This is a genomic window from Desulfitobacterium sp. (assembly GCF_035539115.1).
In the GTDB taxonomy this organism is placed as follows: domain Bacteria; phylum Bacillota; class Desulfitobacteriia; order Desulfitobacteriales; family Desulfitobacteriaceae; genus Desulfitobacterium_A.
In genome coordinates this window covers 23,006-48,639 of sequence record NZ_DATLJA010000040.1, presented here as the reverse complement: position 1 = coordinate 48,639, position 25,634 = coordinate 23,006, and the positions used below count along the sequence as shown (strand labels likewise).

The 25,634-nt window shown below is 42.3% G+C and carries 28 protein-coding genes and 1 pseudogene; 27 read left to right on the top strand and 2 right to left on the bottom strand.

The annotated features are described in order from the left end of the window. The 8 genes and pseudogenes from VM640_RS07545 to VM640_RS07510 all read left to right on the top strand — a co-directional run. Window positions 1-705: pseudogene (locus tag VM640_RS07545) on the top strand (hypothetical protein); the annotation flags it as partial. A gap of 33 nt (window positions 706-738) precedes the next feature. Continuing rightward, on the top strand, window positions 739-1,701 hold the full coding sequence (locus VM640_RS07540) for a phosphodiester glycosidase family protein (protein WP_325390877.1): 963 nt from the start codon (window positions 739-741) through the stop codon (window positions 1,699-1,701). 124 nt (window positions 1,702-1,825) lie between these two features. Further along, window positions 1,826-2,224: a glycosyltransferase gene (locus tag VM640_RS07535; protein WP_325390875.1), complete on the top strand. Its 399-nt coding sequence runs from the start codon at window positions 1,826-1,828 to the stop codon at window positions 2,222-2,224. Window positions 2,225-2,505: 281 nt separating this feature from the next. Further along, complete coding sequence (locus VM640_RS07530; RefSeq protein ID WP_325390873.1) at window positions 2,506-4,956, top strand: transglycosylase domain-containing protein; 2,451 nt, start codon at window positions 2,506-2,508, stop codon at window positions 4,954-4,956. A 166-nt stretch (window positions 4,957-5,122) separates the two neighbouring features. Next, window positions 5,123-6,331: an NADP-dependent isocitrate dehydrogenase gene (locus VM640_RS07525; protein ID WP_325390872.1), complete on the top strand. Its 1,209-nt coding sequence runs from the start codon at window positions 5,123-5,125 to the stop codon at window positions 6,329-6,331. A gap of 251 nt (window positions 6,332-6,582) precedes the next feature. Next, window positions 6,583-6,891 (top strand): hypothetical protein, encoded by a 309-nt coding sequence (locus VM640_RS07520; RefSeq protein WP_325390870.1) that lies wholly within the window; start codon window positions 6,583-6,585, stop codon window positions 6,889-6,891. A 4-nt stretch (window positions 6,892-6,895) separates the two neighbouring features. Continuing rightward, on the top strand, window positions 6,896-7,171 hold the full coding sequence (locus VM640_RS07515) for a hypothetical protein (RefSeq protein WP_325390868.1): 276 nt from the start codon (window positions 6,896-6,898) through the stop codon (window positions 7,169-7,171). After that, a complete protein-coding gene (locus VM640_RS07510; RefSeq protein ID WP_325390866.1) occupies window positions 7,147-7,359 on the top strand; it encodes a hypothetical protein in 213 nt (70 codons plus the stop codon). Before VM640_RS07515 ends, VM640_RS07510 begins: the two co-directional genes overlap by 25 nt. A gap of 56 nt (window positions 7,360-7,415) precedes the next feature. Here the strand turns inward: VM640_RS07510 and VM640_RS17260 are convergent, their stop codons facing one another. Next, window positions 7,416-7,667: a DUF2284 domain-containing protein gene (locus tag VM640_RS17260; protein WP_475394574.1), complete on the bottom strand. Its 252-nt coding sequence runs from the start codon at window positions 7,665-7,667 to the stop codon at window positions 7,416-7,418. Then, window positions 7,624-7,956, bottom strand: coding sequence for a DUF2284 domain-containing protein (locus VM640_RS17255; RefSeq protein ID WP_475394573.1), 333 nt, complete (start codon window positions 7,954-7,956; stop codon window positions 7,624-7,626). The genes VM640_RS17260 and VM640_RS17255 overlap by 44 nt, the downstream gene beginning before the upstream one ends. A 50-nt stretch (window positions 7,957-8,006) precedes the next feature. Here VM640_RS17255 and VM640_RS07500 point away from each other — a divergent pair, with 50 nt between their 5' ends. The 19 genes from VM640_RS07500 (at window position 8,007) to VM640_RS07410 (ending at window position 25,472) form a co-directional block, all read left to right on the top strand. After that, the gene (locus VM640_RS07500; RefSeq protein ID WP_325390864.1) at window positions 8,007-8,525 is read left to right on the top strand and encodes a DUF2284 domain-containing protein; all 519 of its coding nucleotides are present in this window, start codon (window positions 8,007-8,009) and stop codon (window positions 8,523-8,525) included. A gap of 100 nt (window positions 8,526-8,625) precedes the next feature. After that, window positions 8,626-9,378: an NYN domain-containing protein gene (locus VM640_RS07495; RefSeq protein WP_325390862.1), complete on the top strand. Its 753-nt coding sequence runs from the start codon at window positions 8,626-8,628 to the stop codon at window positions 9,376-9,378. Between the two features lie 147 nt (window positions 9,379-9,525). Further along, window positions 9,526-10,116 (top strand): hypothetical protein, encoded by a 591-nt coding sequence (locus VM640_RS07490; RefSeq protein WP_325390860.1) that lies wholly within the window; start codon window positions 9,526-9,528, stop codon window positions 10,114-10,116. Window positions 10,117-10,279: 163 nt separating this feature from the next. After that, window positions 10,280-10,969 (top strand): tRNA (guanosine(46)-N7)-methyltransferase TrmB, encoded by a 690-nt coding sequence (trmB, locus tag VM640_RS07485; RefSeq protein WP_325390858.1) that lies wholly within the window; start codon window positions 10,280-10,282, stop codon window positions 10,967-10,969. A 57-nt stretch (window positions 10,970-11,026) separates the two neighbouring features. Further along, the gene (gene larA / locus VM640_RS07480; RefSeq protein ID WP_325390856.1) at window positions 11,027-12,289 is read left to right on the top strand and encodes a nickel-dependent lactate racemase; all 1,263 of its coding nucleotides are present in this window, start codon (window positions 11,027-11,029) and stop codon (window positions 12,287-12,289) included. A gap of 184 nt (window positions 12,290-12,473) precedes the next feature. Continuing rightward, entirely contained in the window at window positions 12,474-12,689 is a 216-nt protein-coding gene (locus tag VM640_RS07475; RefSeq protein WP_325390854.1) for a helix-turn-helix domain-containing protein, read from the top strand. A 438-nt stretch (window positions 12,690-13,127) separates the two neighbouring features. After that, complete coding sequence (locus VM640_RS07470) at window positions 13,128-13,583, top strand: peptidoglycan recognition protein family protein (RefSeq protein WP_325390852.1); 456 nt, start codon at window positions 13,128-13,130, stop codon at window positions 13,581-13,583. A gap of 221 nt (window positions 13,584-13,804) precedes the next feature. Continuing rightward, window positions 13,805-15,742, top strand: a complete 1,938-nt coding sequence (locus VM640_RS07465; protein ID WP_325390850.1) for a sigma 54-interacting transcriptional regulator — start codon at window positions 13,805-13,807, stop codon at window positions 15,740-15,742. Window positions 15,743-16,040: 298 nt separating this feature from the next. Next, window positions 16,041-16,319 carry a 2-oxoacid:ferredoxin oxidoreductase subunit alpha gene (locus tag VM640_RS07460; RefSeq protein ID WP_325390848.1) on the top strand — a complete coding sequence of 93 codons (279 nt, stop codon included), beginning with the start codon at window positions 16,041-16,043 and terminating at the stop codon, window positions 16,317-16,319. 18 nt (window positions 16,320-16,337) lie between these two features. Continuing rightward, window positions 16,338-17,486, top strand: coding sequence for a transketolase C-terminal domain-containing protein (locus VM640_RS07455; RefSeq protein WP_325390846.1), 1,149 nt, complete (start codon window positions 16,338-16,340; stop codon window positions 17,484-17,486). A 15-nt stretch (window positions 17,487-17,501) separates the two neighbouring features. Continuing rightward, window positions 17,502-18,359, top strand: coding sequence for a thiamine pyrophosphate-dependent enzyme (locus VM640_RS07450; RefSeq protein WP_325390844.1), 858 nt, complete (start codon window positions 17,502-17,504; stop codon window positions 18,357-18,359). Window positions 18,360-18,364: 5 nt separating this feature from the next. Then, on the top strand, window positions 18,365-18,787 hold the full coding sequence (locus VM640_RS07445) for a 2-oxoacid:acceptor oxidoreductase family protein (protein ID WP_325390843.1): 423 nt from the start codon (window positions 18,365-18,367) through the stop codon (window positions 18,785-18,787). A gap of 62 nt (window positions 18,788-18,849) precedes the next feature. Beyond that, window positions 18,850-20,175 carry an SLC13 family permease gene (locus tag VM640_RS07440; protein WP_325390841.1) on the top strand — a complete coding sequence of 442 codons (1,326 nt, stop codon included), beginning with the start codon at window positions 18,850-18,852 and terminating at the stop codon, window positions 20,173-20,175. 81 nt (window positions 20,176-20,256) lie between these two features. Next, window positions 20,257-21,429 (top strand): aconitase family protein, encoded by a 1,173-nt coding sequence (locus tag VM640_RS07435; RefSeq protein ID WP_325390839.1) that lies wholly within the window; start codon window positions 20,257-20,259, stop codon window positions 21,427-21,429. 33 nt (window positions 21,430-21,462) lie between these two features. Next, complete coding sequence (locus VM640_RS07430) at window positions 21,463-21,885, top strand: hypothetical protein (protein WP_325390837.1); 423 nt, start codon at window positions 21,463-21,465, stop codon at window positions 21,883-21,885. Between the two features lie 736 nt (window positions 21,886-22,621). Continuing rightward, entirely contained in the window at window positions 22,622-23,080 is a 459-nt protein-coding gene (locus VM640_RS07425; RefSeq protein WP_325390835.1) for a C-GCAxxG-C-C family (seleno)protein, read from the top strand. A gap of 159 nt (window positions 23,081-23,239) precedes the next feature. Further along, window positions 23,240-23,881, top strand: a complete 642-nt coding sequence (locus VM640_RS07420; RefSeq protein ID WP_325390833.1) for a LysE family transporter — start codon at window positions 23,240-23,242, stop codon at window positions 23,879-23,881. A 95-nt stretch (window positions 23,882-23,976) separates the two neighbouring features. Next, a complete protein-coding gene (locus tag VM640_RS07415) occupies window positions 23,977-25,011 on the top strand; it encodes a threonine aldolase family protein (RefSeq protein ID WP_325390831.1) in 1,035 nt (344 codons plus the stop codon). Window positions 25,012-25,163: 152 nt separating this feature from the next. Continuing rightward, entirely contained in the window at window positions 25,164-25,472 is a 309-nt protein-coding gene (locus VM640_RS07410) for a zinc-ribbon domain containing protein (protein ID WP_325390829.1), read from the top strand. Window positions 25,473-25,634: the final 162 nt, after the last annotated feature.

Genomic DNA, 25,634 nt, shown 5'->3' with positions numbered 1-25,634 from the left:
CCGGAATTGTATTCGGTAGATTTTAGTGGGGAGACGTCATCTGACACAACTTATTCTGTAAGAAGTGAATGTAAACTGAGCAATTACCCTCAAGGAGGAGTTGTTCAGCAGATGAGCCTTTCTACTTACACTAACCTAATTTATTTAACGGTTAAGACGGGCTCATCCGAAAAATTGTTACAAATAGACGTCATGAGAAATATCGCAGATTTAGCACATCCGGGGGAAAAAATTAGTAGGATTAGCGCCTCGGATGAACAAGGTACTTTATATTTTCAATTCGTCTATAACGGAGTAGCCCAAATCGTTGCCGTTAAACAAAAAACTACCAGGCAACAGTTATTTAAGGGAAGTCAATATGTTCTTCTGGGACAAGAAAGTAATAAAGTAATGATCGGCGTACTGGCAAATGGAAATCTTACCAAAGTGCTTAGCATCCCAGACACAGGGCTTAGTACAAAAGTTAATTCGGAGACAACCACGGAATGGGAAGGTAATATTCCCTGGAAAGATTACCAGGTAACATACAGGAGTAATGGCGCAATTGTTTTGTATGATACCAAAGAAGCAATTGTCCTCGATCATGGCAACCAAAAGAAGATAACGATGAAAGGCTCTAGTAATTCCATTACGTTAAATGGGCAAGAGATTGTCGAAGTGATTTCTGGTGAAACAGATACAACTATCTCTGTTACACTACTCTAGCGCTATGCAAAATAACAAGAGATGGTGAATGTGATGAAAAAATTATCCATGAAGAAACTCTTTAGGTTTTCCATAGTCCAGCTTATCTTTGCGGTCATAATCACCCCATTTATTGTCTTTTGGGGACCTTTTAGTGCAATTAAAACGCTAGCGGTAGGATCGATTAGTACGTCTAGACATCCACAGGTACTGAGTCTTTTCTTAACACAAAGTAGTATTGATTCTATCCTTAAAAAGGGCAATGAAGTTATAAGTGCTGAAGGGACTACAGTTCAAAAAACGAATACCGTTACGATCGATGGGATTACCACAGAAGATATTAGCGGCAGTAACATTATGGGTGCATTTAAAGGCAAAGTTATGCTAATTAAGGATCCATCAAAGGTACATGTAGCAACGACAGCTTCCTTAGGCGGATCAGGAGAAATGGTTAGCAAAATTGCCTCTCGATTGAATGCAGTCGCCGCTATCAATGCAGGAGGCTTTGATGATCCCAATGGCAAGGGCAATGGGGGCTATCCCACAGGGATAACCCTTTCGAATAGCCAATTGATTTATAACACGATAGGATCCAAGAAAGATGACATTATAGGCTTATCTTCAAGCGGGACGCTGATCGTGGGACAATATAGTGCGGACCAATTAATGCAAATGAGTGTAAGAGATGCCGTGAGCTTTTTTCCGCAACTCGTTAAAAATGGGCAAGGCTTAATAACTAAAGGTGATGGAGGCTGGGGTGTAAACCCGAGAACTGGGATAGGGCAGTTATCAGACGGAACAATAATGTTTGTAGTTATTGATGGCCGACAAATAGGAACCGTTGGTGCCACACTACGCGATCTACAACAGGTCTTCCTTGATTATGGTGCGAAGACGGCGGCCAATCTCGATGGAGGATCTTCGTCCACCATGGTCTATAAAGGCCAAGTAATCAATAAACCGGCAGATATCTTTGGTGAAAGATATGTACCAACAGCCTTTATCGTTACTCCGTGATGAAGACAAAGAAAGTATACCGATTCCAAAGACGAGTTAGAATCCATCATCCCCGTCGCTTGGCCATCAACTGTGAGGTCAATGGATCAATTAAGGGTTCTTTAACAAATAAATGGTATATTTATTGTGGAGGTGGAAGCAATTTCTCCAATTTCTTCTCGTAGGAAGCCTTAACGCCGTAATAGATCTTGGTTTTCTAAAAGCAGATGTATTTGTTTTTCCCTCGATTACGGATACATTGGGGTTGGTCATTCTCGAGGCCATGACATCAGGATTACCCGTTATAGCAGCCCGAACGGGGCCAAGTTCTGAACAAATCGTTGATGGTTCAACAGGATTACTTTATATGCCAGACGATAAAAATAGTTTTAAGAAAGCTATATTTAAGCTAAGAGACAAGAGCCTGCGGCGAGAAATCGCTAATGCTTATAATGTTGCTCATCACCTTGGGTGGGGTGAGTCTGCTAAACAACTCTTCGAGTTTTATAAGCTTGCCTATAGTTCCCATGGACAACCCAGCTAAGCAGAACTCAATGGAATTGAGCTCTTAACCAGCGAGACTTTGACGGTGAGTAACTAAATAAGAATGAGTAATCCCGAAACCAGCTTATAGCAACGGTTCCGGGATTTTCGCTCATACCGTGTATTTGTATATTATTTCCATAAAAATATTCGCGGTTAAGTGCTATAATTTAATTCATCGACTCAATACGGAAAAATTTGAGATAAGCTTTTTAAAGGAAGCTATTTGTCTTCAATCAAACGTATAAAAAAGAACTGAATTGTTTTGTTCGGAGGCGTAACATGGCTCATACCCGTAATCATAACGATAGGAGGAGAAAGGTTTCTAAATTACGTGCCTTTCTCGTGATATTTTCCACCTTAATTTTAGCATCCGTTGTGGGTGCTGGTTTGTTTGTAGCTAAGGCTGCCACCAACCTCCCCGAATGGGACCCGACCGATTTAACTAATCAGAAGCAAGCATCCATCGTTTATGACAAAGATGGAATCCAAATCGCCCAACTTCATGCCAGTGAAAATCGCATCGCCACGAAGTCTGGGGATATCCCAGACCTTGTCAAAAAAACCTTTGTTGCCGTCGAGGATAAACGCTTCTATAGCCACATTGGGATCGATCCCATTCGAATCGCCGGTTCTGCAATCCACGATATTCTTTCCCAAAGTGCAAAAGAAGGCGCCAGCACGATTACCCAACAGTTAGCCCGAAACGCGTTTATTCAAGATCCCACAGCAAAGACTTTAACACGTAAAATTCAAGAAGCCATTATGGCTGTTGTCCTGGAACACAAATACACCAAAGATGAAATTCTTACCTTTTATCTCAACAAAATTTTCCTCGGAGAATCTTCTTACGGTATCCAAGCGGCTGCTAAAACATACTTCGGCAAAGACTTAAATCAACTGAACCCAGCGGAAATTGCAATGCTCGCGGGGATGCCTCAGGCCCCAAGTGGTTATGATCCCTACTATCATCCCGACGAGGCCAAGAACCGCAGAACGATCGTACTCGGGGTAATGCGAGACTCCGGAATTATTACAGCGGGTGACTATGCCAAGTATAAAGATGAGCCTTTCACCTATGTCGACACGATGAAACAAACCTATGGCGGAGCAAAGAATGCCGTTGTCACAACATCGGATTACAAATTCCCTTACTTTGTGGATTACGTCATTACAACGCTCGAAAATGATTACAATATAACTTCGGATCAAATTTATCATGGCGGTTTAAAAATCTATACTACCGTCGATCCCAAAATTCAATCGACCGCCGAAGCTGCGTTTAAGGATTCTGCCAATTTTCCCAAGAGCGTCGATAGTACCCTTATTCAAGGTGCAATGACCGTTCTTGATCCGACCAGCGGAGCGATTCGTGCTATTGTTGGTGGACGAGATTATACGCCCATGGGGCTCAATCGAGCGACGCAGAGCCAAAGACAGCCAGGTTCTACGATCAAACCGTTGGTTGTCTACGGACCCGCGATTGAGAAGGGTGGCTACTTCCCTGGTACGGTTCTCGATGATATGCCCGTTAGTTATAACGGAGGGAATGGTACGGCCTGGAGCCCCAAAGATTTTGATACGGAGAGCGCCGGCTGGAAAGGCCGTATTACGATGCGTTTTGCTCTGGAGGACTCCGTTAACGTTTATGCTGTTAAGCTGTTGAATCTCATTGGCGTCAATAACGGATGGCAATTCGGAAAAAATCTAGGACTTCCGTTAACGGAAAAAGATAAGGTTCTAAGTCTTGCCTTGGGTACCCCTCAAGTTACGACGTTAAATATGGCTTCCGCTTATGGAGCCTATGCTGACAATGGAGTTAGCGTAACCCCTCATGCCTTTGAAAAAGTTGTTGATTCAGCAGGTGCTGTTGTTGTCGCTCCGCAAATAACCAAGAACCGAGTGATGAAACCCACGACAGCTTATATCATCAATGATATGCTGAGAAGTGTAGTTACCAACGGAACCGCTTACGCAGCACAAATCGGCAATTGGGCGGTGGCCGGTAAAACGGGAACAACCTCTCTTGATCCACAAAAATATGAGAACAAAACAGGAAACCCTGATGCATGGTTTGCTGGCTACACCCCCAGTTATGTCGGTATTGTTTGGATGGGCTATGATTCCGACCCGGACGGTAAACACTATCTTCATCAAGTATTTGGAGGGGGCTACCCAGCTAACCTTTGGAAAAAGGTTATGACGACTGCTTTGGAGGGTACGCAAGTTCAGACTGAATTCCAAAAACCTAACGGTATCGTGAGCGGGCAAATTGACACCAAATCCGGTTTATTACCGAGCTCCTTAACTCCTTCTCAATTTATTCAAACGGAAATTGCCGCGAAGGGAGATCTTCCTACAGAAGTAAGCAATGTCTGGGTTATAAATAGTTCCGGACGATTGGTTTTAAACTTACCCGATCGCGATTCATCTGCAAACTGGCCTTCCGATGAAGCTCCTTATCGTCCTTATGCCAACTCCTTCAACGGAGCACAATCCACTGCACCCGAAAATTCGCAAACCTCAACTGATCCCACTACTCCCGCTTCAAATGTTCAAACCGGGAATTCACCTCCTTCGACTCCTCCGAGCGGACAACCGGCAACGGATAAAACAGCTCCACCAACCGGTGCAGCTCCTGGGCAGACAACTACTCCAACTATTCCAACTCCACCTGCGACTTCTACTAGCCCCACTTCACCCACACCGCCAACCCCAAGCAAAGGTCACTAACTAGAGGTCTGGCAAAGAAAACGGGTTCCGTTTTGAGATTAAAACTCTGAACGGAACCCGTTATAGATAGAAGCGGGTGTTTTTTTAGCGATATTTTGAAAAATGCCCAGAGGTTATGGTAGAATGCGATTATACTTCTAAATTTAAAATCCTGAGGAGGAACATAATGCAGAAAATCCAAATGAATGTCCCGTTGGTCGAAATGGATGGAGATGAGATGACACGAATCATCTGGAAATCCATTAAGGAAATTTTGCTTCAACCCTACATCGAATTAAAAACAGAGTATTACGATCTTGGACTTCAGAAACGGGATGAAACTGAGGATCAAATTACAATTGATGCCGCTATGGCTAATAAAAAATATGGTGTAGCTGTCAAATGTGCAACGATCACACCGAATGCTCAAAGGGTGGAAGAGTACAATCTTAAACAGATGTGGAAAAGTCCTAACGGGACTATCAGAGCGATTTTAGATGGAACTGTTTTTCGTGCTCCAATTCTTGTGAAGGGGATTCAACCCTTATTACCCACTTGGACAAAACCGATTACGATTGCCCGTCATGCTTATGGTGATATTTATAGAAATGTTGAGTATAGAGTAGGCGAGCCTGGTAAGGCCGAGCTTGTTTTTACCAATGAAAAAGGGGAAGAATCTCGTCAGACAATTTTCGAATTTCAAGATAAAGGTGTCATCATGGGGATGCACAATCTTGATCGTTCCATTGAAAGCTTTGCTCGCTCATGTTTTAATTACGCACTTGGCGTGAAACAGGATTTATGGTTTTCAACTAAAGATACGATCTCTAAACAATATGATCATACTTTTAAAGATATTTTTCAAGAAATCTATAATCATGAGTATAAGGAAAGATTTGAAGAGGCTAAGATCGAATATTTCTATACTTTAATCGATGATGCAGTCGCCCGAGTTATTCGCTCCGAAGGGGGATATATTTGGGCTTGTAAAAACTATGATGGCGATGTCATGTCAGACATGGTAGCGACTGCTTTTGGAAGTTTAGCCATGATGACGTCTGTTTTGGTATCACCGGAAGGTAATTTCGAGTTTGAGGCAGCACATGGTACAGTTACTCGGCACTATTATAAGCATCTCAAAGGTGAAGAAACATCGACGAATTCTATTGCTACGATTTTTGCCTGGACTGGTGCGTTAAGAAAACGTGGAGAACTCGATGGCTTGCCTGAATTAGTTCAGTTTGCAAATCAATTAGAGGAAGCTTCATTGAAAACAATTGGAGAAGGCATTATGACGAAAGATCTGGCGCTAATTTCCAACATCCCTAATAAGAAAATTGCCAATACAGTAGATTTTCTTCGAGAAATAAAGCGGACACTCGATAAAATTCGCTAAAAAATATCTTAACTTCCTTATAAATTATATAACTCTTATTTCAAAATTCTATGATTTAAGTTAAAATTAAAATTAGAGATTCTAATCTAATAATTTAAGCTTTTAATAAATTTAGTGTCTCTAAAGTTATAAAATGGGAGGTGAGACGGACTCTTCAACACTATATTAAAATATTCACGAAGTCTGAGAACCGCTCATTCGTACGTAAAGCACTCACAAAAAGTAGTAAATAATAGAGGAGGAAAATATAAATGCAATCTTATTACCGTGAAAGTGATTCAAACAGTCAAGGTAAGTCTTTTGACTTAGCTGAATTAAAGGCAGCACTCCTTCTGACCTTAGATTTAGGATACGAATTTGTCAAAGAAATCTCTCAAAAGCCTTTGGCAATGGGCGAAGAAGTTGTCGAAAAAGCAGGCGAAAAAGGTAAAGACGTGCTTGAAAAAGGTAAAGACGTAGTTGATAAAGGGGTTGACACAGCCAAGAAGTATCCTATCGCAACGCTTTTAGCAGCCTTTGGTCTTGGATTTTTGGTCGTAAAGCTCCTAAAAAGGAAGTAGAAAAATGGAAGTTATAGCGGATTTCGTTATTAAGATTGTTGATCTATTTGACGCAGAATTCACGGAGATTCGAGAAAAAGCGTTTAAGGTGTTAATCGCGATTGGCCTACTTCTCTCAGCCGCTCTGTTAGCCATGGCAGGCTTTGCCATGATTGTGTATGGAATTTTCCTGGCCTTCAGCATATTCATGCCACCTTTTCTTGCTGCCTTTGTCGATGCCTTACTGGCGTTTATCCTGGGAGGAGGGTTGGTTCTGTGCGCAAAAAGAAAGATGGCCTGACCGTTAGAGAGGCTAAACAGCAGCTCAGAGATTGTGCTGCTGGGATCCAACCCAAACAGTTAGTCGTTAAGAATTTCTGGCAGGTAACCTTGGCTAGCTTTGTGGTCGGTATGATATCTGCTGATTCTGTGAAAACTCGGGAAAGTCTTGTAAGTTTAGCCGTCTCGGCCTTAAAGAAAATAATCTAACGCTGATAAACAGCCCAACCGATATTTATTGATCGGTTGGGCTGCTTATACAATAATCAGAAAAATATCATACTAAAATAGGTGAGACTATTTAGACCATTGTTATATTTAATATTGCATTGAGAAGCTTGCTGAATTACCATAATTCCAAAGCTTTCAGTTGCCGGAAACATGCGGTTAGGAAATCTGCAAGGCTTTTCGGGATAAGTACATTTCTGGCAAAGGGTACATCCTTCTGTAGATAAAATGAGAGATTTTTCAAATTCAGCCCGAAAAAATCTGCGCCACTTTCTCGGTAATTGATTCATGAACGATCCGCGCCTCAAGCCATTCCGTAACATTATACCTACTTTTAAGATGGGTTAGAGAACTGAAAATAAAAGCATTTTCAAAATGCTGGCATCTTTTTTTACATTCTTCAACACTTCCTGTTGCAGGAGGACAAGCCCATGAAGTACCATACATACCACATGCATTTTTTACGCATAACCCTCTTACTTCATCAGAAAAAATGACAGTATTGGCTTTCATAAATGCGTATTCATGAATATTGAGATCTCCCTTTTCTCCAGAAATTATCTTTTCTATTCTCGTCATTTTTGCTACCTCTCGTTATAGATGCTACTATAAGATTAGGGGGGATTTTGATGACACTACTGGAAAGAGTAACGGGTACTTTTGATAATTTCAAAATAGTACCTCGGGAATCGATTATCCTGAATCCTGAAGTAAGGAAGATGTGTGCCCAAAATTCCTGCGGCAATTACGGAAAAACCTGGACTTGTCCGCCAGCACTGGCTCCACTCGAGGAAATTCAGGGGAGATTCAATAGCTTCGATAATTTTATTGTGGTATATCAGGTATATCCCTTAAAAAATAGAATGGATTGGCATGGAATGATGGCAGGGGTAGATGACTTCACAGACAAATTGTTAAAACTACAGATGGAGCTAAAAGGCGGAGAAAGATATTTGTTCCTTGGAGCAGGCGGATGCAGGCTTTGCAAAAAATGCACTTATCCGAATGAGCCTTGCCGAAGACCTGAAGAAGCCATCGTTTCAGCTGAAGCTTACGGCATCGACGTAATGAAACTGATGAGAGATAATCAGCTTAAATACAACAATGGACCAAATACGGTAACTTACATCGGGGGCATGCTGTATTAATCTGCTCATAATATTTCCCTTTTCTAAAGGATTCTCCTCTTTTCCGTCGAAGATTATTTGGATAGATATTAAAATAACAAGTTGATTAAGGGGATAACATATGGAAAACGATAGGAAAATTGCAGTTTTAATTGACGCGGATAACGTATCAGATAAATATATAAAATATATATTGGATGAAGTATCTAATCACGGAATACCCACCTATAAGAGAATTTACGGAGATTGGACAAAGCCTCAACTGGGATCCTGGAAGACGGTGCTGCTTAATTACTCTATTACACCCATTCAGCAATATAGCTATACAACAGGTAAAAATTCGACTGATGCGGCATTAATAATTGATGCAATGGATATACTCTATTCAAGTAATGTAGATGCTTTTTGCATTGTCTCAAGTGATAGTGATTTTACAAGACTGGCTGCTCGACTAAGAGAGGCTGGCATGTATGTAATCGGCATGGGTGAAAAGAAAACCCCTATGCCCTTCATATCTGCCTGTGAAATGTTTAAATACCTTGAAGTTTTAGCAGCAATCTCGCCAACTTCTCACGAAACGAATGCCACTCCAAGGCTGGAAAAGCAAGAGAAGCCAAAAGAAGGTATGGCCAGTATCGAAGAACTCATAGAAGCAATAAAAATTATCGTTACGGAGAGTTCAGACGAAGACGGATGGGCATTTTTGGGTGAAGTTGGGAAAAGACTAAATAAGCGTTATTCGGATTTTGATACAAGAAACTATGGTCACACAAAACTAACTCCACTCATATCTTCCTTAAAGCAATTTGAAATTCAGCCACGAAAAACGAGCAATCCCAATATCATCCATTACTATATTAAAAACAAAAAATAGCTTATTAACCACTCTTACAGAAGGGTGGTTTTTAGATTTTGGTATTCCTCAGAAATTCATAATGAAGGATTTCTAGTATATGTAGAGAAAAGTAATATCATGATGGAGTTGAAAAAATAATCCTTAAGAGATGAAAGGAGTTGTTCCATGCTTATAACCTGCGACAGCAACATGCAAATGGGTTATATTTACTTAATGCCAACTAAAACAACCTCAGACTATTCACTTGAGGAGAGCGATATCGGATATTACTTTGATCTTGACAATCTTGAGATTCCTAAAATTAATGGATTAAGTCTAGGTCGAAAATTAAATCAATTGCCTGTCTCCAAAAAAACTTATAGTGAAGCAGTGGATAAAGCCTTTTATTGTGAGTATTGGAACGATCTCAATGAAGAAGGGTACATGGTAGGTATTGAGTTAAGTTTGACTGAAGATAAGTTTTTGCCTTTAGTAGCTAATCAAGCATTCATGATTTACGATACACGTTGGCGAAATCGTGATTTCAGAGTGGTTACCTTGGACGCACATCTCGAGGTTATCAAGAAGAGCAATGTGATCTATCCGTTGACTGCCGAAAAAGATGCTTTTGTAGTCCTGGCGATTGACCCCAACTCGAAGGTGGCTACAGTTAAGGCACTCATCTCGTCAAGAGATGATTTATACCCACTTGATTATTTACGCAACCCTCTTTTCATGCTCTTTAATTCTCAAAGATATTTGGAACAACAGCTTTAATAGGTGAGAAGAAACCCGTTAATTACCCTATCTAATCAAAAGATTGGGATTATTGAATGAGTAACACTAGCCGACCAAGTGGTCGGCGTTTTCTATAAGACATGGAATCAACCCCTGCCAAGAGTAACAGGTTCTGCAACGGTTAACAGAGGAGAAAGTTCAAATGCGACTTCGTAAAAAGTGGTGGGCTAAACCTGAAATGGAAAAAGATCACAAGGTCATTTTTACCCCTTCGGAATTCAAAGGAAAATGGAAAGAGCTCTTCGGTAATGATCATCCAATCCACCTCGAGCTGGGATGTGGAAGAGGACGTTTCATCACCGAATTTGCAAGGATGAATCCAGAGATCAACTACATTGCGATTGATGCCCACAATGAACTTTTGGTTTATGTCTTAAGAAAAGCCAATGAAAACCACCTGGATAATTTAAGAATTGTGCCAATGTATATCGAGAACGTTGGAGACATCTTTGCACCCGATGAAATTGAAAAAATCTACATTAATTTTTGCAATCCCTGGCCCAGCAAAAGACATCATAAAAGAAGATTAACCCATCCTAATTTTCTGAGAATCTATCAAACCTTTTTAAAGAAAGGATCGGAAGTTTGGTTTAAATCAGACGATGAGCTGCTTTTCACAGATAGTCTTGAGTATTTCAAAGACACCGGTTTCAATGAACTATATCGGACATTTGATTTAAAGCAAAGCGATTTTCACGGGAACATCCAGACAGAATACGAAGAGAAATTTAGCAATCAAGGAATCAAAATAAAGTTCGGCCGGTTCAAGAATAACTTCCTGGGCCAAACAGTGGCAATGAATGATGAAATTAAAACAATCAAAGCAGGGTAAATATCATGTCGATTGGGAAAAATTCCTTCTGAAATTAATAATGTTAAGGAGGTTATTATGAAAGTTACTTTAGCTTACGGAAGAAATGGCTTGAGCGTAAACGTTCCTAGTTATTCTACGGTTATCGAACCCACCCATCTGGAGCCAATTGAGAACGATCATGAGGCTGTGTTGCGTGCTCTGCGCAACCCGAGAGGGACTAAACCTTTAAGAGAACTGGTTAAGTCTAGTGATCGGGTTGTCATTGTAATCAGTGACATTACCAGACCGACCCCGAATCAAAAGTTGGTTCCTTGGATACTTGAGGAACTTACCCATGTTCCCTTAGAGAATGTTACGATCATTAACGGACTCGGGACTCATCGTGACCAAACACGAGAAGAACTTTGCGAAATGTTAGGGGAAACGATTGTCGATACCGTTCGCATTATTAACCATCATTGTCAAGAAAAATCAGAACTGACGCATCTTGGCACAAGTAGCTTTGGTTGCGAAGTATACCTCAATAAAGAATATGTTGAGGCCGACTTTAGGATTGTGACGGGGTTCATCGAACCTCACTTTTTTGCTGGCTTTTCCGGAGGACCAAAGGGAATTATGCCAGGTATCGCGGGGATTGAAACGATCCTAACCTTTCATAATGCCAAAATGATCGGCCATCCGTTAGCTACTTGGGGTATCTTAGATAATAATCCCCTTCAAGAAATGACGAGGGAAATCAATACGTTTTGTAAACCGGATTTTCTTCTTAATGTCGCGCTGAATGGGGAAAAGGAGATTACCCAGGTTTTTGCAGGTGAGTTAGCTGAGGCTCATGGGATAGGGTGCTCTTTCGTCAAACAACATGCCATGCATAAATGTGATCAGCGCTATGACGTTGTGATAACAACAAACGCGGGTTACCCACTGGATCAAAACCTCTATCAAGCTGTCAAAGGCATGGACGCCGCACGAATGATTGTCAGGCAAGGAGGTACAATCATTTGCGCAGCAGAATGCAGCGATGGTATGCCTGCTCACGGAAACTTTATCAAGATTTTAGAAATGCGTGAGTCGCCAAAGAAAATCCTGGAGATGATTGAGGATCCTTCTTTTCAAATGTTCGACCAATGGGAAGCTCAAAGACTGGCTATGATCCAGGAATGGGCTGATGTTTACCTGTATTCGACCTTACCCGATGAATCGGCCCAAATAGCAAAGATTACCCCGACGAAAGATATTGAACAGACGCTAAGCGAACTCAAAGGTAAATACGGCTCCGAAATGAGTATTGCGGTTTTGCCCCTAGGACCGCTGACGATTCCTTATGTGGAAGAGTAAGAAGTCGATATTCCAAGGATAATATTAAACAACGATACACTCTCTGATAAAAAAGAGAGTGTATTTTCATAACTAATATTAAACTAGGATGAAGCGAACCCTTGTTCGTAATAGAGGAACGAGCTATAATGTACTAATAAATGGAAGTTACTGATTCCTTAGAAAACGGAGAGGGGTGATTAAGATGGAAAATGGCGTTAATTATGGCGGAAGGAAAGTTAGAAACTTGCGGTTGCGCGCGGAAATCGCAACTCAGAAGGAGCTTGCCGAGCGAACGGGAATTTCACCGACGATTATCAGTGATCTGGAACGTGGCCGGCGGGAAATGAATCCCACTTGGGCCATGCGGATTGCTGAGGCCGTGGGTACCTCCTGGGAGACTTTGCTGGAGGATAAATGAACTGAAACGTGTAATTTCATAACCAATCGTGAGTGAACCTGTTGACTGGTTGCTCATCGTTGGATAAACTAAAAACAGAACAGATGTTCTCGGGCAGGGAAACAGTTCACGAACTCTTCCTGCCCGGAGAAGAGTGAACATTCCTTGTTAAAAGCAGTCGGCAGGTCCGGCTGCTTTTTCCTGCGATGCAAGTGGTTAAGTCCAGCAGGATAAGGCAACTATGGCAATCGCTGCGCTATGGCTTGCGCTGGCCAAGTTTTCTTTATTTCTTGAGAACATCTGTTTAAAACAGAGAAAGGAGGTATTAGAACCAAAATCATAATAAGAGCATATGAATCTTAGAGAAAAAGAGTCGAGGAAAAGGAGGGTTAAGTCGTGGAGGAGATCAAACGGGTTAAGTCTATAGCCGTCCTGGAAATGAGAGGAGAGATTAAATAAATGGATTGGCAAAAAATCGTAATTCATCATTCTGCAAGTCCGACGAGTGTTCGCCGGGGAGAGGACATTTTACCCGTGAATGCTGGCATGATTCGCGAGTGGCATCTAACCAAAGGCTGGAGTGATATCGGCTATCACTTTGTGATTCTACCTGATGGCCGCTGTGAGGAAGGGCGACCGCTTTATCGGCCAGGGGCACATTGCAACGTCGGAAATCGGAATTTCATCGGGATCGGGATTTGTTTAGTCGGGAACTTCAGCCAACTCGAGGAAGTCCCCGAGGCCCAGATGAATGGCCTCCTTGACAAAGTTACGGCCTTGATGGCTGCCTTTCATTTAAGTCTCCCTGATGTCGAGTTACATCGGGAAGTCCCAGGAACGGCAACAGAATGTCCGGGCCGCTATTTTCCAGCGGATATTTTAAGGAAGGAACTTCAGGATAGATTGAGTATATAGTGGACTAGGAGAAGGCTTAGGAGTGCCGATGAAGCATTTCTAAGCTTTTTTAAAACACGTGCTTTGACCCAAGAAGTCTTACAAAATCGAATATTCCAGAAAACTAAATCTATTCAGTTGAATCATGTTGATACTGAAAGGGTTTAACAAGATAATAGCGAAATAGTTAAGTGTGAAGTGATGTTTTGGCAGTGAAATTGGTATCTCAGGAGGAAGATAACATGCCGGATATTCTGTTCTTAGCGCCTTATCCTGATATCGCCCAAGTAGCCCAAAAGATCTGTGAGGGTACTAATGATATTACTATCGCTGTTGCTAGGATGGACGAGGCGGTCGAACGTGCGCGAGCGGCTGAACAAAATAAATATCATGTTCTGGTTAGCAGGGGAGTCACAGGCTGGAAGATTCGTAATTCCGGGATTGCCCTGCCTTTGGTAGAGGTATCGATTGGCGGATACGATATCGTTCGCGCTTATTTTGAAGCAAAAAAGATGGGAAAGAAGATTGGAATTGTCGACGTTGAAGAAGTTGTCAACAACCTGGATATTGATTCTTTTGCTGAGATAGTAGACGATACGATCCTCAAGTACACCTGCTGTAATGACCTAGAGGATATTAGCAAAGGAATTCAGTCTCTTCGTGAACAGGGTGTAGAAGTCGTTATGGGGAAAGTGGCAATGGCTAATGAAGCTCGTAGGCAAGGGATGAATTCCGTTGTTATCTCATCAGGGCTTGATTCTGTTCGACAGGCAATCAATGAAGCACGAAGAGTGAACATGGTTCGCAAACAGGAAATGAAAAAAGCCGAACAATTTAAGGCAATCTTAGATTTCTCGTATGATGGAATCATAGCGCTTGACAAGGTAGGGAAAATTACGGTCTTTAATAAGGCTGCCGAAAAAGCCTCAGGATGGAATGCTGAGAAAGCAATTGGTAAGTATATTACCAATGTTATTCCTAAAGCGCATTGTCAAAAACTATTAGAAACGGGAGAACCAGAAATAGCGGAGTTTTTAGAAATTGGCGAGACTAAGGTGATTGCCAATCGTGTGCCGATAATCGTCGACAATAAAGTAGAGGGAGTTGTAACCACCTTTCAACAAATAGAAAGGTTGCAAAAGTTAGAGGGCAAGGTGAGGAGAAAACTTGCCGATCGAGGTTTAGTTACTAAGTATAATTTTGATGATATTCTCGGCAATAGCCTTGCAATAAAAAACACAATAAACTTAGCTAGTGAGTACTCAGAAGTTGACTCAACTGTTTTGATCCATGGCCAGACGGGGTCCGGCAAGGAAATGTTCGCTCATTCAATTCATAATGCGAGCAAAAGGAAGAATGAACCTTTTGTCGCCGTGAATTGTGCCGCCTTACCCGAGAGTTTATTAGAAAGCGAATTATTCGGTTATGTCGAAGGGGCCTTTACCGGAGCACGCAAAGCAGGAAAAGCCGGTATGTTTGAAATGGCTCATAAAGGGACTCTGCTTTTGGACGAAGTGGGAGAAATGTCTCCTATGCTTCAAGCTCGATTACTAAGAGTAATCGAACAGGGTGAAGTTATGCGCTTAGGAGATAGCAGTATTATCCCTGTGGATGTTCGTCTGATTGCTGCTACGCACAGGAATTTAAGACAAATGGTCGAACAATCAAAATTCCGCGAAGATCTTTTCTTTAGGCTTAATGTACTTTCCTTAAATGTTCCACCTCTCAGAGTGCGGGGAAGTGATATTATCTTGATCGCCTACAAGTTCCTGAATGAGTTTTGTTCGAGGCGAGGAAAACCACTTGGAAAGTTTTCGGCCGAGGTTGAGGACATCCTCTTAAATTATGACTGGCCAGGTAATCTTCGAGAACTTCGTAATGCGATGGAAAGGCTTGCGATGAGGTCATGGCAAGAAGAAATAAAATTGGAGGATATCTCGAGTGCGCTTTTGCTCGATGAAGAAATTTCTTCCCCAGGAAATTGCCTAATAATAGCAAAGAAGGTTATTAATAAGGAAATTGATAACAATCCCGAACAAGGGTTTAACGATAACTGGATGAGTACGGTTGAGAAACAAGTAATCAAGCAAGTATTGGTAGAGACAGGAGGAAATAAGACTGAAGCGGCTCGCCGTCTTGGAATAAGCAGAACCACACTCTGGAGAAAACTTCAGTCTTAAAATAACGGATGTAACAATACGAAACGTATTGTTACATATAAAAACGCCGTGTGTTGCAATTAAGAAACACATGGCGTTTTTGTTTAGATTTTGTGAACATTAAACTGCGCTAAATATCATATAAACAAATATATTTTTCTATTCGTAAATACGTTTAAAACCGCTTGCCATAAATGGAAATACCGAAAAATGAGAATGTCTATATAATTCTGGACAATTTGAATCTTCTATTGGCATGCTTTTTGCTTATATTTAATGTGAAGATCAAAAATAGATTATTGTAAGGAGGTGGATAAGTATGGTAGCTAAGAACTTACCTACCGTTCCCTCAGGTGATCCTGGGGCTCTTGCTAAAGCAGCGAATGGTGCAATCCAAAGGATCAATCGTCCGGAAATAACAGATCCGGCGAGGGTGAATCCTATTGTTCTCCTTTATTGTCCAGATGGAGCCCTCTCCTTGGACGAAAAAGGAATTGCGATTAGCTATAAGCTATGCAAAGGCTGTGGAATTTGTGCCAAAGAAAGTGAAGGCATTGCGATGGTTCCCGAATATACAGGCCCTAAAGGAGTTTTTTAGGCAAAGGAGGTTGATGTAATGAATAAAATACTCATCACAGGAAGTGAAGCGGCAGCCCTTGGAGCCAAACTCGCTAAAATTGAAGTGCTCGCTTACTACCCGATTACCCCAGCTTTTCCAGCAATGGAAAGGTTGAGCAAATACATTGATGATGAAGAGCTCAATTGCAAATTTATCAGGGTGGAATCAGATCATAGTGCCTTGGCCGCTGTTCTGGGAGCTTCCTTGGCTGGTGCTCGCAGTTATACGGTGACTAATTCTCAAGGCTTATTACTCATGACCGAGGTTGCTTATCATGCCGCAGGACTGCGTCAGCCAATCGTGATGGGTGTCGCGAACAGGGCTTTGTCGGCACCTCATAGTCGTTTCCCTGAGCAGGGTGATGCCGTTTCTCAAGGAGCAAGTGGCTGGATTCAACTGTTTTGCGAAAACAACCAGGACGTTTTGGATAATACGATCCAAGCCTTTAGAATCGCCGAAAAACTGAGAAATCCAGTCATGGTTAACTACGAGGGTTATATTCAGTCTCATACTTTAGAGGAAGTATTTGCACCTGACCCGGAAAAAGTGACTGCTTTTCTCCCTTTGAACCGTCAACCGGCTCTCGACCTAAATAATCCCAGAGGGGTCAATACAGTTACAAGTCCTGAATTCTATCCTGATTATAAATATCAACAAAACGAGGCGATGGTTCAGGCTTTGACCCTCATCCCAAGTGTTGCTCAAGAATATAGTCAAGAATTCGGTGCTAAATCCTGTGGCTTAGTTGATGGCTATCGTCTCGAGGACGCTGAGCATGCCATTGTCGCCATGGGGTCAATCGTCAGCACAGCCAGACTCTTCGTCGATGAAATGCGGAAACAAGGCAAGAAAATAGGCCTGCTTAAAGTCAAGACGTGGAGACCTTTCCCTGCCCAAGCCATCCTTGAGTATTTGCAAAAGGTTCATTATGTCACTGTCCTTGATAAAAATATTGTATTCGGTGTTGGCGGTGCTCTGGCAACAGATATCAAGGCTGCAGCCTATGGCCAAGGTAACCAAGTTATCAACGGTGTTATCTTGGGACTCGGAGGCGGCAAGTGTGGTATTGAGGAAATCCAAGAGGCCGTTGAGCATACAGAAAGCAGCGAGGCAGACAAAAATAGATCCGAATGGATCGGACTGTAAAGGAGGGAATAAAAGATGATCGACTTCAAGAATCTGCCACAAGAGGAATTGTTTGGACAAGGCAATGTCGGATGTAAAGGCTGTGGAGCTGCAATCGCGGGAAGACAGGCGATGAAGGTTCTTGGTGAAAGAACAATAATCACCATCCCTGCTTCCTGTATGGCAACACTTGGTGGAAATAACACCAAGACAACTTGGAAAATGCCGTTCTACCATACCCTTTTTGAGTGTGCACCAGCTGTTTCATCAGGAATTAGGGCAGCCTTAGAGATCCAAGGAATCAAAGATGTTAACGTGGTATCCTGGGCTGGGGATGCTGGAAGTGCAGATATCGGGTTCCAGTCTCTCACCGGAGCGGCCGAACGTCAGGAACACATGATTCATGTACTTTATGACAATGAGATGTATATGAACACGGGTGGGCAGACAGGCAGCCAGACTCCTTTGTTTGCAATTACAAGTAATGGATCACTGGGAAAACCGGTTCATAAAAAGAACATGCTGGCGATCATGGAAGCGCACGGGATTGATTATGTCGCAAGTGCTAATATTGCTTATCCAGAAGATCTAATGGCCAAATTCAAAAAGGCCAGCACCAAAAAAGGCTTCTCTTATATTCATATCTTAGCCCCCTGTCACCGTGGTTGGGGAATCAAACCGGAAGAAACTATCGAAATCTCCAGAAAAGCGACAGAAAGCGGTCTTTGGGAGCTTTTTGAAGTCGATGAAGGAAAGAGAACCCGAACCTATGAGCCTAGCTTCAGCCCTGTTGCCGATTATTTAAAGTCTCAGGGTAGATTTAAGAATCTGACAACCGAGCAAATCGCAGCCTATCAGAAATCGGTCAATAGTTATTACGGGAGAGGGGAGTGAGCTGAGTGGTAGAACTAAGATTTCATGGACGTTTTGGTCAACCCGTGGGGAAAGTGACAAGGACTCTAGCTAAACAGCTCATGTCCGAAGGTAAGCATGTTCAAGTATTTGATAGTTTTGCCGCTTTTCGTCCCGGTAACCCCATGAGCTCTACCTTAAGGGTCTCTGAGGATGTTATCCTCGAACGTTCAGCAAATGACACAACCCCAGATGTTGTGGTCGTCCTGGATAACAGTCTTTTTGGGGTTGCTGATGTAACTAAAGGCCTCAAATCTGGGGGCACGATTATGGCCCTAGGGGTTGGCTCAGATGTCCTAGGTGAAAAAGCCCAAAATGTAAAATTTGTTCCAATTGATCCCGGTTTTAAAGGCGGAGCTGAAACTGAGTTAGAACTCCTCAAAGTATTGAAAAAAAATAGTATCTTATAAGAAATGGCTTAAGTTTATAAGCAATTATACTCTTCTAAAAAAGGATAGTTAGGAGGAAGATTATGTTCAGCGTTAGATTTCTGGCAGGTACAGGTTTTGCCCATTTTCTAGCAAGTAACATGGATATGATATCCTTGTTATTGCTAGCGGTCGCCATTGTCATTTCTATTTGGAAAAATACCAACCTTGGAACTCTTTCCCTGGGCCTAGCTCTGATTGTTGGTTATTTCATCGGTGGAGTACCAATTAAGACTTTGATCGCAGGATATCCAACCAGCTTGCTCATCATGCTCGCCGGTGTAACGTTTCTTTTTGGTATTGCTCAGACGAATGGGACTTTGGAGAAGATTACAGGATATGCCGTTAAATCTGCAAAAGGTAATATCGCTGTAATTCCTATCGTTTTATTCTTCTTAGCATTTGCCATTTCTTCGATCGGGCCTGGACAGATTTCTACGGCAGCTTTGTTAGCCGCCCCTGTTATGGTTCTGGCTACAGAAGTGGAAATTCCTCCCCTTTTGATGGCGTTGGTCGTCGGTAGTGGTGCTCAGGCTGGTGCTATGTCCCCACTTGCTCAAAACGGAATTATCGGTAACGCCGTTTTAGCGAAGATGGGTATTACTAACATGGCTATGACCTTGTGGCTCAATATGCTGATTGCTAACGCAGTTTGTGCAGTACTTGCTTATTGCCTCTTTGGCGGACTGAAGTTATGGAAAAAACGGAATGATGCCAACAGTCCTGCCTTGGTTTTAGCTAAAATGAAGATTGAACCTTTTAATTTTCAACAGAAATGTACCTTGGTTTCCATAGGAATTTTGGTTATAGCTGTTGTATTCTTTAGTCTTGATATTGGGTTCACCGCTTTCTTACTAGGTTCCATTCTCATCCTTATGAAATGTGGCGACGAGAAAGCTGCTTTCAAAGCAATGCCGTGGGGAGCTATCATGCTCGTAACCGGTGTATCCGTTATGGTTTCCCTGATGTCGAATATCGGTGGTATGAGTCTCTTTGCTGCCATTATGGCAAAATTCTCCACACCTTTTACCGCCAATTTGGTAATTGGTTTCTTCTCAGGTCTTGTATCGGCATATGCCAGTACTTCCGGGGTTATTATGCCGGCATTCCTGCCCATGGCTCCACTCCTTCTCCAGAAAATCGGTGCCAACCCAGCTGCTTTGCCCGGCTTACTCACAACGATCGTTGTTTGTGGTCACCTCACGGACTTGAGCCCGCTTTCTACGACAGGAGCTGTGTTCATCTCCGGTGCTCCTGATAATGTTGACTCCAAACCATTATTTAAAGGTATGATGATTTGGGGCTTGTCGATGTCTGTCTTCGGAGCAGTTCTCGCCTGGATTCTTTACACATTCATTGGTATTGTTTAATATTTAGCCCCCCTAGCCTTCCTAGGGGGGTTCCCTCTAATTTTAAGACAATAATATCTGGTTCAAAAAGGGGGCTTTTTAATGCAATTTTTCTCACGATCTCTAGCCCAGGCTGCTTCATTAACTGAGGTTGTTCCCGGACAAAAAATTAATCTCAAAGTTGATCTCATTTTAGGGCATGATGGGACTTGGTCCAAACTGCTCACTGCCTGGAAGAATTCGAAATTTAAAAGAGCACCGGGAAATAAGGTCCTGCTCACTATCGATCATGCTTACCCAGCACCGACTATTCAGGAGCGTGTTCTTCAACAAGAACTTTTTCAAATCTCTAAAGATAAGGATCTTAGGTTATATAATCATGGGGAAGGGGTATTGCATCAAGTCGTAGCTGAAGAAGAATCTTTATGGCCGGGGATGATTATTGTGGGAGCCGACGGTCATGTCGCTACTTCTGGGGCCTTTGGTGCTCTGGCGTTCTCCCTTTCTCCTGAAAAATTGGTGAACCCACTCGAAACGGGCTTTTATAAATTTACCGTACCTGAAATTATAACGATTTCCTTAGAGAACCAATTACAGTCCAATGTCTTGGCCAGGGATATAGCCCTTTATATCATCGGGAGCCTGGGACAGAATATTAAGGGTAAGGCAGTAGCTTTAACCGGTTCCTATCTGGAGCAAGCCAGTATCGCTAGTAAAATGACTTTATGCAATTTACTCCCAGAAGCAGGAGTTAGCACAGCCTTTGTCCTTCTTTCCCGAGAAGAAGCTGAAGGAGAAGTATACTGTATCGACGTTAGTATTATTGAACCGATGATTGCAGTGCCCCCGGCTCCAACCAATGTACAGCCAGTGAAGGACTTAGCAGGAAAGAAAATCACCGTAGCCATAATCGGAGGTTGTTCAGCTGGAAGGATCGAGGACATGATTGAATGCGCTTCTGTCTTAAAAGATAGGAAGATAGATCCCGAGGTTACACTCATAGTCACGCCTGCCTCCAGTAAAATAGCTAACGAAATGGATGAGATGGGATTAACTTCTATTCTTAGAAAAAGCGGCGCAGTAGTAATGCCTCCGGGCTGTGGCCCGTGTCCAGGCAAACACTTTGGACTGCTTTCGCCCCAAGACGTAGCCCTAACAACGACCATTCGGAATTCACCAGGACGTATAGGCTCTGAGGAAGCAGAAATCTTTCTTGCCTCACCGCTGACGGTCGTAAGCTCGGCACTTAATGGAGTGATTACAAAACCCGAGTAACCACTAAATACTCGCTATTTGGAGGAAAATCCTATGGCTAGTGAAAATGCGTCGCCCAAAATCACCGTTAGGCCAAAAGAAGTTGAATATGCCATAAAATTGCTGCTGACATCCTTAGTTTTTGGAGCCGTTTTAGGATATTCCAATATTTCTGTATCACCAGATAATGAAAAATTCATGATTTACTCATACATTATTCTATTGGGTTTGCTTTTTAACGGCTATTTTGCTTATAAAATATCTCAAAACCGGAATTGGGCCAGAAAATTCTATATCGTATTTACCTTGATTAGCCTTATTATTTATGTACCTCAGTTAACGACGTTATTTTTAGCGACACCATTCAATGGTTTTTTACAATTAGTGAATATGCTCCTACAGTTAATAGCTGTGTATTTCCTCATGCAAAAAGAGACCAAGGAATGGTTTCTGCTTATAAATAATAAGAACCTCTAAGGTTTATTAAAACCTGGTTTTTAGAAAAATGGGATATTATAGAACTGCCTGACTTTCTTAGGCAGTTCTTTTGTTCTACTAACAGAAAGTATAAGTCTGGGGGCAGATAGTATAAGTGCAACCAGCGGTTTTCTTTCTCCTACGATGCATGTATTTATGTCCGGCAGGATAAGTGCAACTAGGGCTTCTGCCTTCGCTTTGCTTGGCACAAGCCAAGTTTTCTTTATCCTACGATGCAAGTGGTTAAGTCCGGCAGGATAAGGCAACTAGGACTACCACCTTCGCTAGGGCTTGGTGCTAGCCAAGTTTTCTTTATCCTACGATGCAAGTGGTTAAGTCCGGCAGGATAAGGCAACTAGGGCTAGCATCTTCGCTAGGGCTTGGTGCTAGCCAAGTTTTCTTTATCGCTAAAGCTCGGCGAAAGCCGGGTTCTCTTTACTAAGGTAACGTTAAGCGACAAATAATTTGCTCGTTTTTAGCAAATTCTAAAGACAGAAACTCGGGTGGAGGTTGATATAGATGTATATGCTTAGTGGTCTTGTGATGATTGGTGTATCACTGTGGCTAATATCAGTCAAGTACAACGAAGCTTACGCAGAACTGATTACTGATAAAGGTGAAGGCAGGAACTTCCAGAGAGATTAGAATCAAATCCTTGTCTCCTCTTTATTATTCTTAATATTTGGAATATACTAAATATATGACGAGTGCTAGGTAATAATAGGGAGGGAATAGGATGGAAGACCTTGCTTTAGAAGCTCGTAATCGAGCCGGGAACAACTTTAAAGAAGGATTTAATTGTGCTGAATCTCTTGTTAAAGCCTTTAACGAGCTGGGCAACAACTCTATGAACCCTGATATTATTAAAATGGCGACGGGTTTTGGTGGTGGTTTAGGTCATGCAGGATGCATGTGTGGAGCATTAGCGGGTTCTGCCATGATATTAGGAATTTTTAGAGGGCGCACCAGTGTAACGGAAAGCAGGGAACCTGCTTATGAGCTAACAAAAGAGTTTCATGATCGCTTTAACACAAAGTTTGGAGCAACGTGTTGTCGAGCCCTGAATCCGTACGAATTTGATTCCCCGGAGCACTTGCGCAATTGCCTGAAAATAACAGGGGGAACAGGCAAACTCCTTATGGAATTCATCCAGGAAAAGAAGCTCTTAGCCGCCTCAATCAATATTTCACAGTAATGAAATTTCCTGGAATATTAAAACCAGCCAGTAACATGGCTGGTTTTGAATTTTAGAACAGGATTTTCAGTTATTTTAGAGAATTGTACGAAAGCAAGATATAATAAGTCTCTCTGAAGTTGTGTTAAATCGGGAAGAAAGATATTTAAAGGAGTTGTCATGTTAGAGATTTTTTTAATGAGTCTCATCATGGGTTTCTCGGGTGCCATTATGCCGGGCCCTTTGTTGACCGTTACGATCAACGAAAGCTTGCATCGCGGTGCGAAAGCAGGACCTTTGATTGTCCTCGGTCATGCGATTTTGGAATTGGTCTTAGTCCTCGCCATCTTTTTCGGCTTGGGAAGTGCTCTTACAACACCCGGGGTTAAAGGAACCATCGGATTAGTGGGCGGAGGCTTTCTCATATGGATGGCTTATGGGATTTTGAAAGAGGCCTTAAACCAAGCTAGTCTGAACTTAAACGGGAATAGTCAAGTCCAACGACTTAACCCTATAATTGCGGGGATTACTGTGAGTGCCTCTAATCCTTATTGGTCCCTGTGGTGGGCAACAGCAGGAGCGGGCTCACTCCTACTCTCGGCAAAAGCAGGAGTGTTCGGGGCCCTTAGCTTTTACCTTGGCCATATCTTATCGGATTTTCTTTGGTACACAGGAGTTTCATGTGCCATAGCCAAGAGTAAAACATTCTTTACCGCACGCGTTTATCAAGTTGTTTTGGGTTTCTGTGGGCTATTTTTAATCGGTTTGGCCGGATACTTTATCTATTCTGGGATAAGATTTTGGTTTGGCCCCGTAGCCTAGCCTATGGAAACGTGGAGGAAATTGACCTATGGAGTATTCCGTTGAAAAACGAACTGAAGTTTGTTCTAAAATAACATGAAAATGGGGGCTAACAAATGTACAGCTTTAAGAACGATTACAGCGAAGGGGCGCATCCTAGAATCTTGAATGCTTTGATCGAATCAAACCTTGAGCAGGACGAAGGGTATGGAGAGGATCGCTATTCACGACAAGCGATCGAACTGTTAAAAGCAAGAATCGGACGAAACGACATCGATATTCACCTACTTTCAGGGGGTACACAAACGAATTTTACCGCTATTTCAGCGTTCTTAAGGCCACATGAAGCAGCGATAGCGGCAAATACTGGTCATATCTTGGGACATGAGACAGGAGCGGTCGAGGCCACAGGGCATAAAATTATATCGATTGAAGTTAGCGACGGGAAACTTAATCCTTCGTTGATTAAAGAGGTACTCGAGGCTCATCCTGACGAGCACATGGTAAAGCCGAAACTCGTTTATATCTCCAATACAACAGAAATAGGTTCAATCTATCAGAAGCGTGAACTGGAACAGATCAGTGAGTTCTGTAAAGAGAACAATCTTATCTTGTTCATGGATGGTGCCAGGTTGGGTTCAGCTTTGTGCTCCGTTGAGAATGACCTTGAACTTTCCGATCTGGCAACGCTTGTTGATGCTTTCTATATTGGGGGAACCAAGAATGGAGCACTCCTCGGTGAAGCTCTCGTGATTTGCCGTGATTCACTGAAGGAGGATTTCCGATATCATATGAAGCAGAAAGGAGCGCTCCTTGCTAAAGGAAGACTCCTCGGAATCCAGTTTCTTGAGCTTTTCAGGGACAATCTGTATTTTGATCTCGCACGGCACGCCAATACGATGGCAGGCTTACTGAGTGAGGCAATTAACGAAGCAGGCTACGGCTTCCTGTCACACTCACCCTCTAATCAGATATTTCCGATTCTGCCCAATTCATTAATCGCTGAGCTCCAAGATGACTATTCATTTTCTATCTGGAAAAAGATCGATTCAGATCACTCTGCTATTCGCCTGGTTACCTCCTGGGCAACTCAAGAGGAAGCAGTATCCGCTTTTATTGCTCTCCTCCAGAAACTCGCAGGGCGCAGCTAATACTTTTTAGGTTAACTCAGCTAAGCTATAATAATTTAAATTGATGCTTTCGGAAAAAAATAACAGGCTTATAAATGACTTTTAAGGGCACTTTAATTAGAGAAATCAAAGGTGATCAATTATCGTATATTAAATTGGAGGTGCTGTTTTTTATGTTTACTGACAAAATTTTGACGTGTAGAGACTGTGGTCAGGAGTTTACCTTTTCCGCTTCAGAACAAGAGTTTTACGCTGAAAAGGGATTCACAAATGAACCCAGTCGTTGTCCCCAGTGCCGTGCAGCAAAAAAACAACAAACGAGAGGGAATAGTCGCGGCGGATATGATCGCCCTCAGCGCGAAATGTTTCCTGCAGTTTGTGCCAATTGCGGAAAACAAACTGAGGTTCCTTTTCGACCCTCTGGTGACAAGCCAGTATATTGCCGTGAATGTTACCAATCACACTCCCGAGATAATTATTAAGTTTCATAGAAACGTCTCCCTGGCTCCCCTAAGAAGCTCTAGAACTTCATTGTTTTAGGGCTTTGTTTTTTACTTTTACTACGCTTTCATGGGTTCTGTGAATGAAGCAAACCTGTATTGACAACGAATTTTCAAACAGCTGGTTAAGTCGAACATCGAAAT

What these genes read in the sequence shown, in the direction of transcription:
- VM640_RS07540 (WP_325390877.1), top strand. Translation starts at nt 739, where the DNA reads ATGAAAAAATTATCCATGAAGAAACTCTTTAGGTTTTCCATAGTCCAG.
- VM640_RS07530 (WP_325390873.1), top strand. Translation starts at nt 2,506, where the DNA reads ATGGCTCATACCCGTAATCATAACGATAGGAGGAGAAAGGTTTCTAAA.
- VM640_RS07525 (WP_325390872.1), top strand. Translation starts at nt 5,123, where the DNA reads ATGCAGAAAATCCAAATGAATGTCCCGTTGGTCGAAATGGATGGAGAT.
- VM640_RS07520 (WP_325390870.1), top strand. Translation starts at nt 6,583, where the DNA reads ATGCAATCTTATTACCGTGAAAGTGATTCAAACAGTCAAGGTAAGTCT.
- VM640_RS07515 (WP_325390868.1), top strand. Translation starts at nt 6,896, where the DNA reads ATGGAAGTTATAGCGGATTTCGTTATTAAGATTGTTGATCTATTTGAC.
- VM640_RS17260 (WP_475394574.1), bottom strand. Translation starts at nt 7,667, where the DNA reads ATGAATCAATTACCGAGAAAGTGGCGCAGATTTTTTCGGGCTGAATTT.
- VM640_RS17255 (WP_475394573.1), bottom strand. Translation starts at nt 7,956, where the DNA reads ATGACGAGAATAGAAAAGATAATTTCTGGAGAAAAGGGAGATCTCAAT.
- VM640_RS07500 (WP_325390864.1), top strand. Translation starts at nt 8,007, where the DNA reads ATGACACTACTGGAAAGAGTAACGGGTACTTTTGATAATTTCAAAATA.
- VM640_RS07495 (WP_325390862.1), top strand. Translation starts at nt 8,626, where the DNA reads ATGGAAAACGATAGGAAAATTGCAGTTTTAATTGACGCGGATAACGTA.
- VM640_RS07490 (WP_325390860.1), top strand. Translation starts at nt 9,526, where the DNA reads ATGCTTATAACCTGCGACAGCAACATGCAAATGGGTTATATTTACTTA.
- trmB (WP_325390858.1), top strand. Translation starts at nt 10,280, where the DNA reads ATGCGACTTCGTAAAAAGTGGTGGGCTAAACCTGAAATGGAAAAAGAT.
- larA (WP_325390856.1), top strand. Translation starts at nt 11,027, where the DNA reads ATGAAAGTTACTTTAGCTTACGGAAGAAATGGCTTGAGCGTAAACGTT.
- VM640_RS07475 (WP_325390854.1), top strand. Translation starts at nt 12,474, where the DNA reads ATGGAAAATGGCGTTAATTATGGCGGAAGGAAAGTTAGAAACTTGCGG.
- VM640_RS07470 (WP_325390852.1), top strand. Translation starts at nt 13,128, where the DNA reads ATGGATTGGCAAAAAATCGTAATTCATCATTCTGCAAGTCCGACGAGT.
- VM640_RS07465 (WP_325390850.1), top strand. Translation starts at nt 13,805, where the DNA reads ATGCCGGATATTCTGTTCTTAGCGCCTTATCCTGATATCGCCCAAGTA.
- VM640_RS07460 (WP_325390848.1), top strand. Translation starts at nt 16,041, where the DNA reads ATGGTAGCTAAGAACTTACCTACCGTTCCCTCAGGTGATCCTGGGGCT.
- VM640_RS07455 (WP_325390846.1), top strand. Translation starts at nt 16,338, where the DNA reads ATGAATAAAATACTCATCACAGGAAGTGAAGCGGCAGCCCTTGGAGCC.
- VM640_RS07450 (WP_325390844.1), top strand. Translation starts at nt 17,502, where the DNA reads ATGATCGACTTCAAGAATCTGCCACAAGAGGAATTGTTTGGACAAGGC.
- VM640_RS07440 (WP_325390841.1), top strand. Translation starts at nt 18,850, where the DNA reads ATGTTCAGCGTTAGATTTCTGGCAGGTACAGGTTTTGCCCATTTTCTA.
- VM640_RS07435 (WP_325390839.1), top strand. Translation starts at nt 20,257, where the DNA reads ATGCAATTTTTCTCACGATCTCTAGCCCAGGCTGCTTCATTAACTGAG.
- VM640_RS07430 (WP_325390837.1), top strand. Translation starts at nt 21,463, where the DNA reads ATGGCTAGTGAAAATGCGTCGCCCAAAATCACCGTTAGGCCAAAAGAA.
- VM640_RS07425 (WP_325390835.1), top strand. Translation starts at nt 22,622, where the DNA reads ATGGAAGACCTTGCTTTAGAAGCTCGTAATCGAGCCGGGAACAACTTT.
- VM640_RS07420 (WP_325390833.1), top strand. Translation starts at nt 23,240, where the DNA reads ATGTTAGAGATTTTTTTAATGAGTCTCATCATGGGTTTCTCGGGTGCC.
- VM640_RS07415 (WP_325390831.1), top strand. Translation starts at nt 23,977, where the DNA reads ATGTACAGCTTTAAGAACGATTACAGCGAAGGGGCGCATCCTAGAATC.
- VM640_RS07410 (WP_325390829.1), top strand. Translation starts at nt 25,164, where the DNA reads ATGTTTACTGACAAAATTTTGACGTGTAGAGACTGTGGTCAGGAGTTT.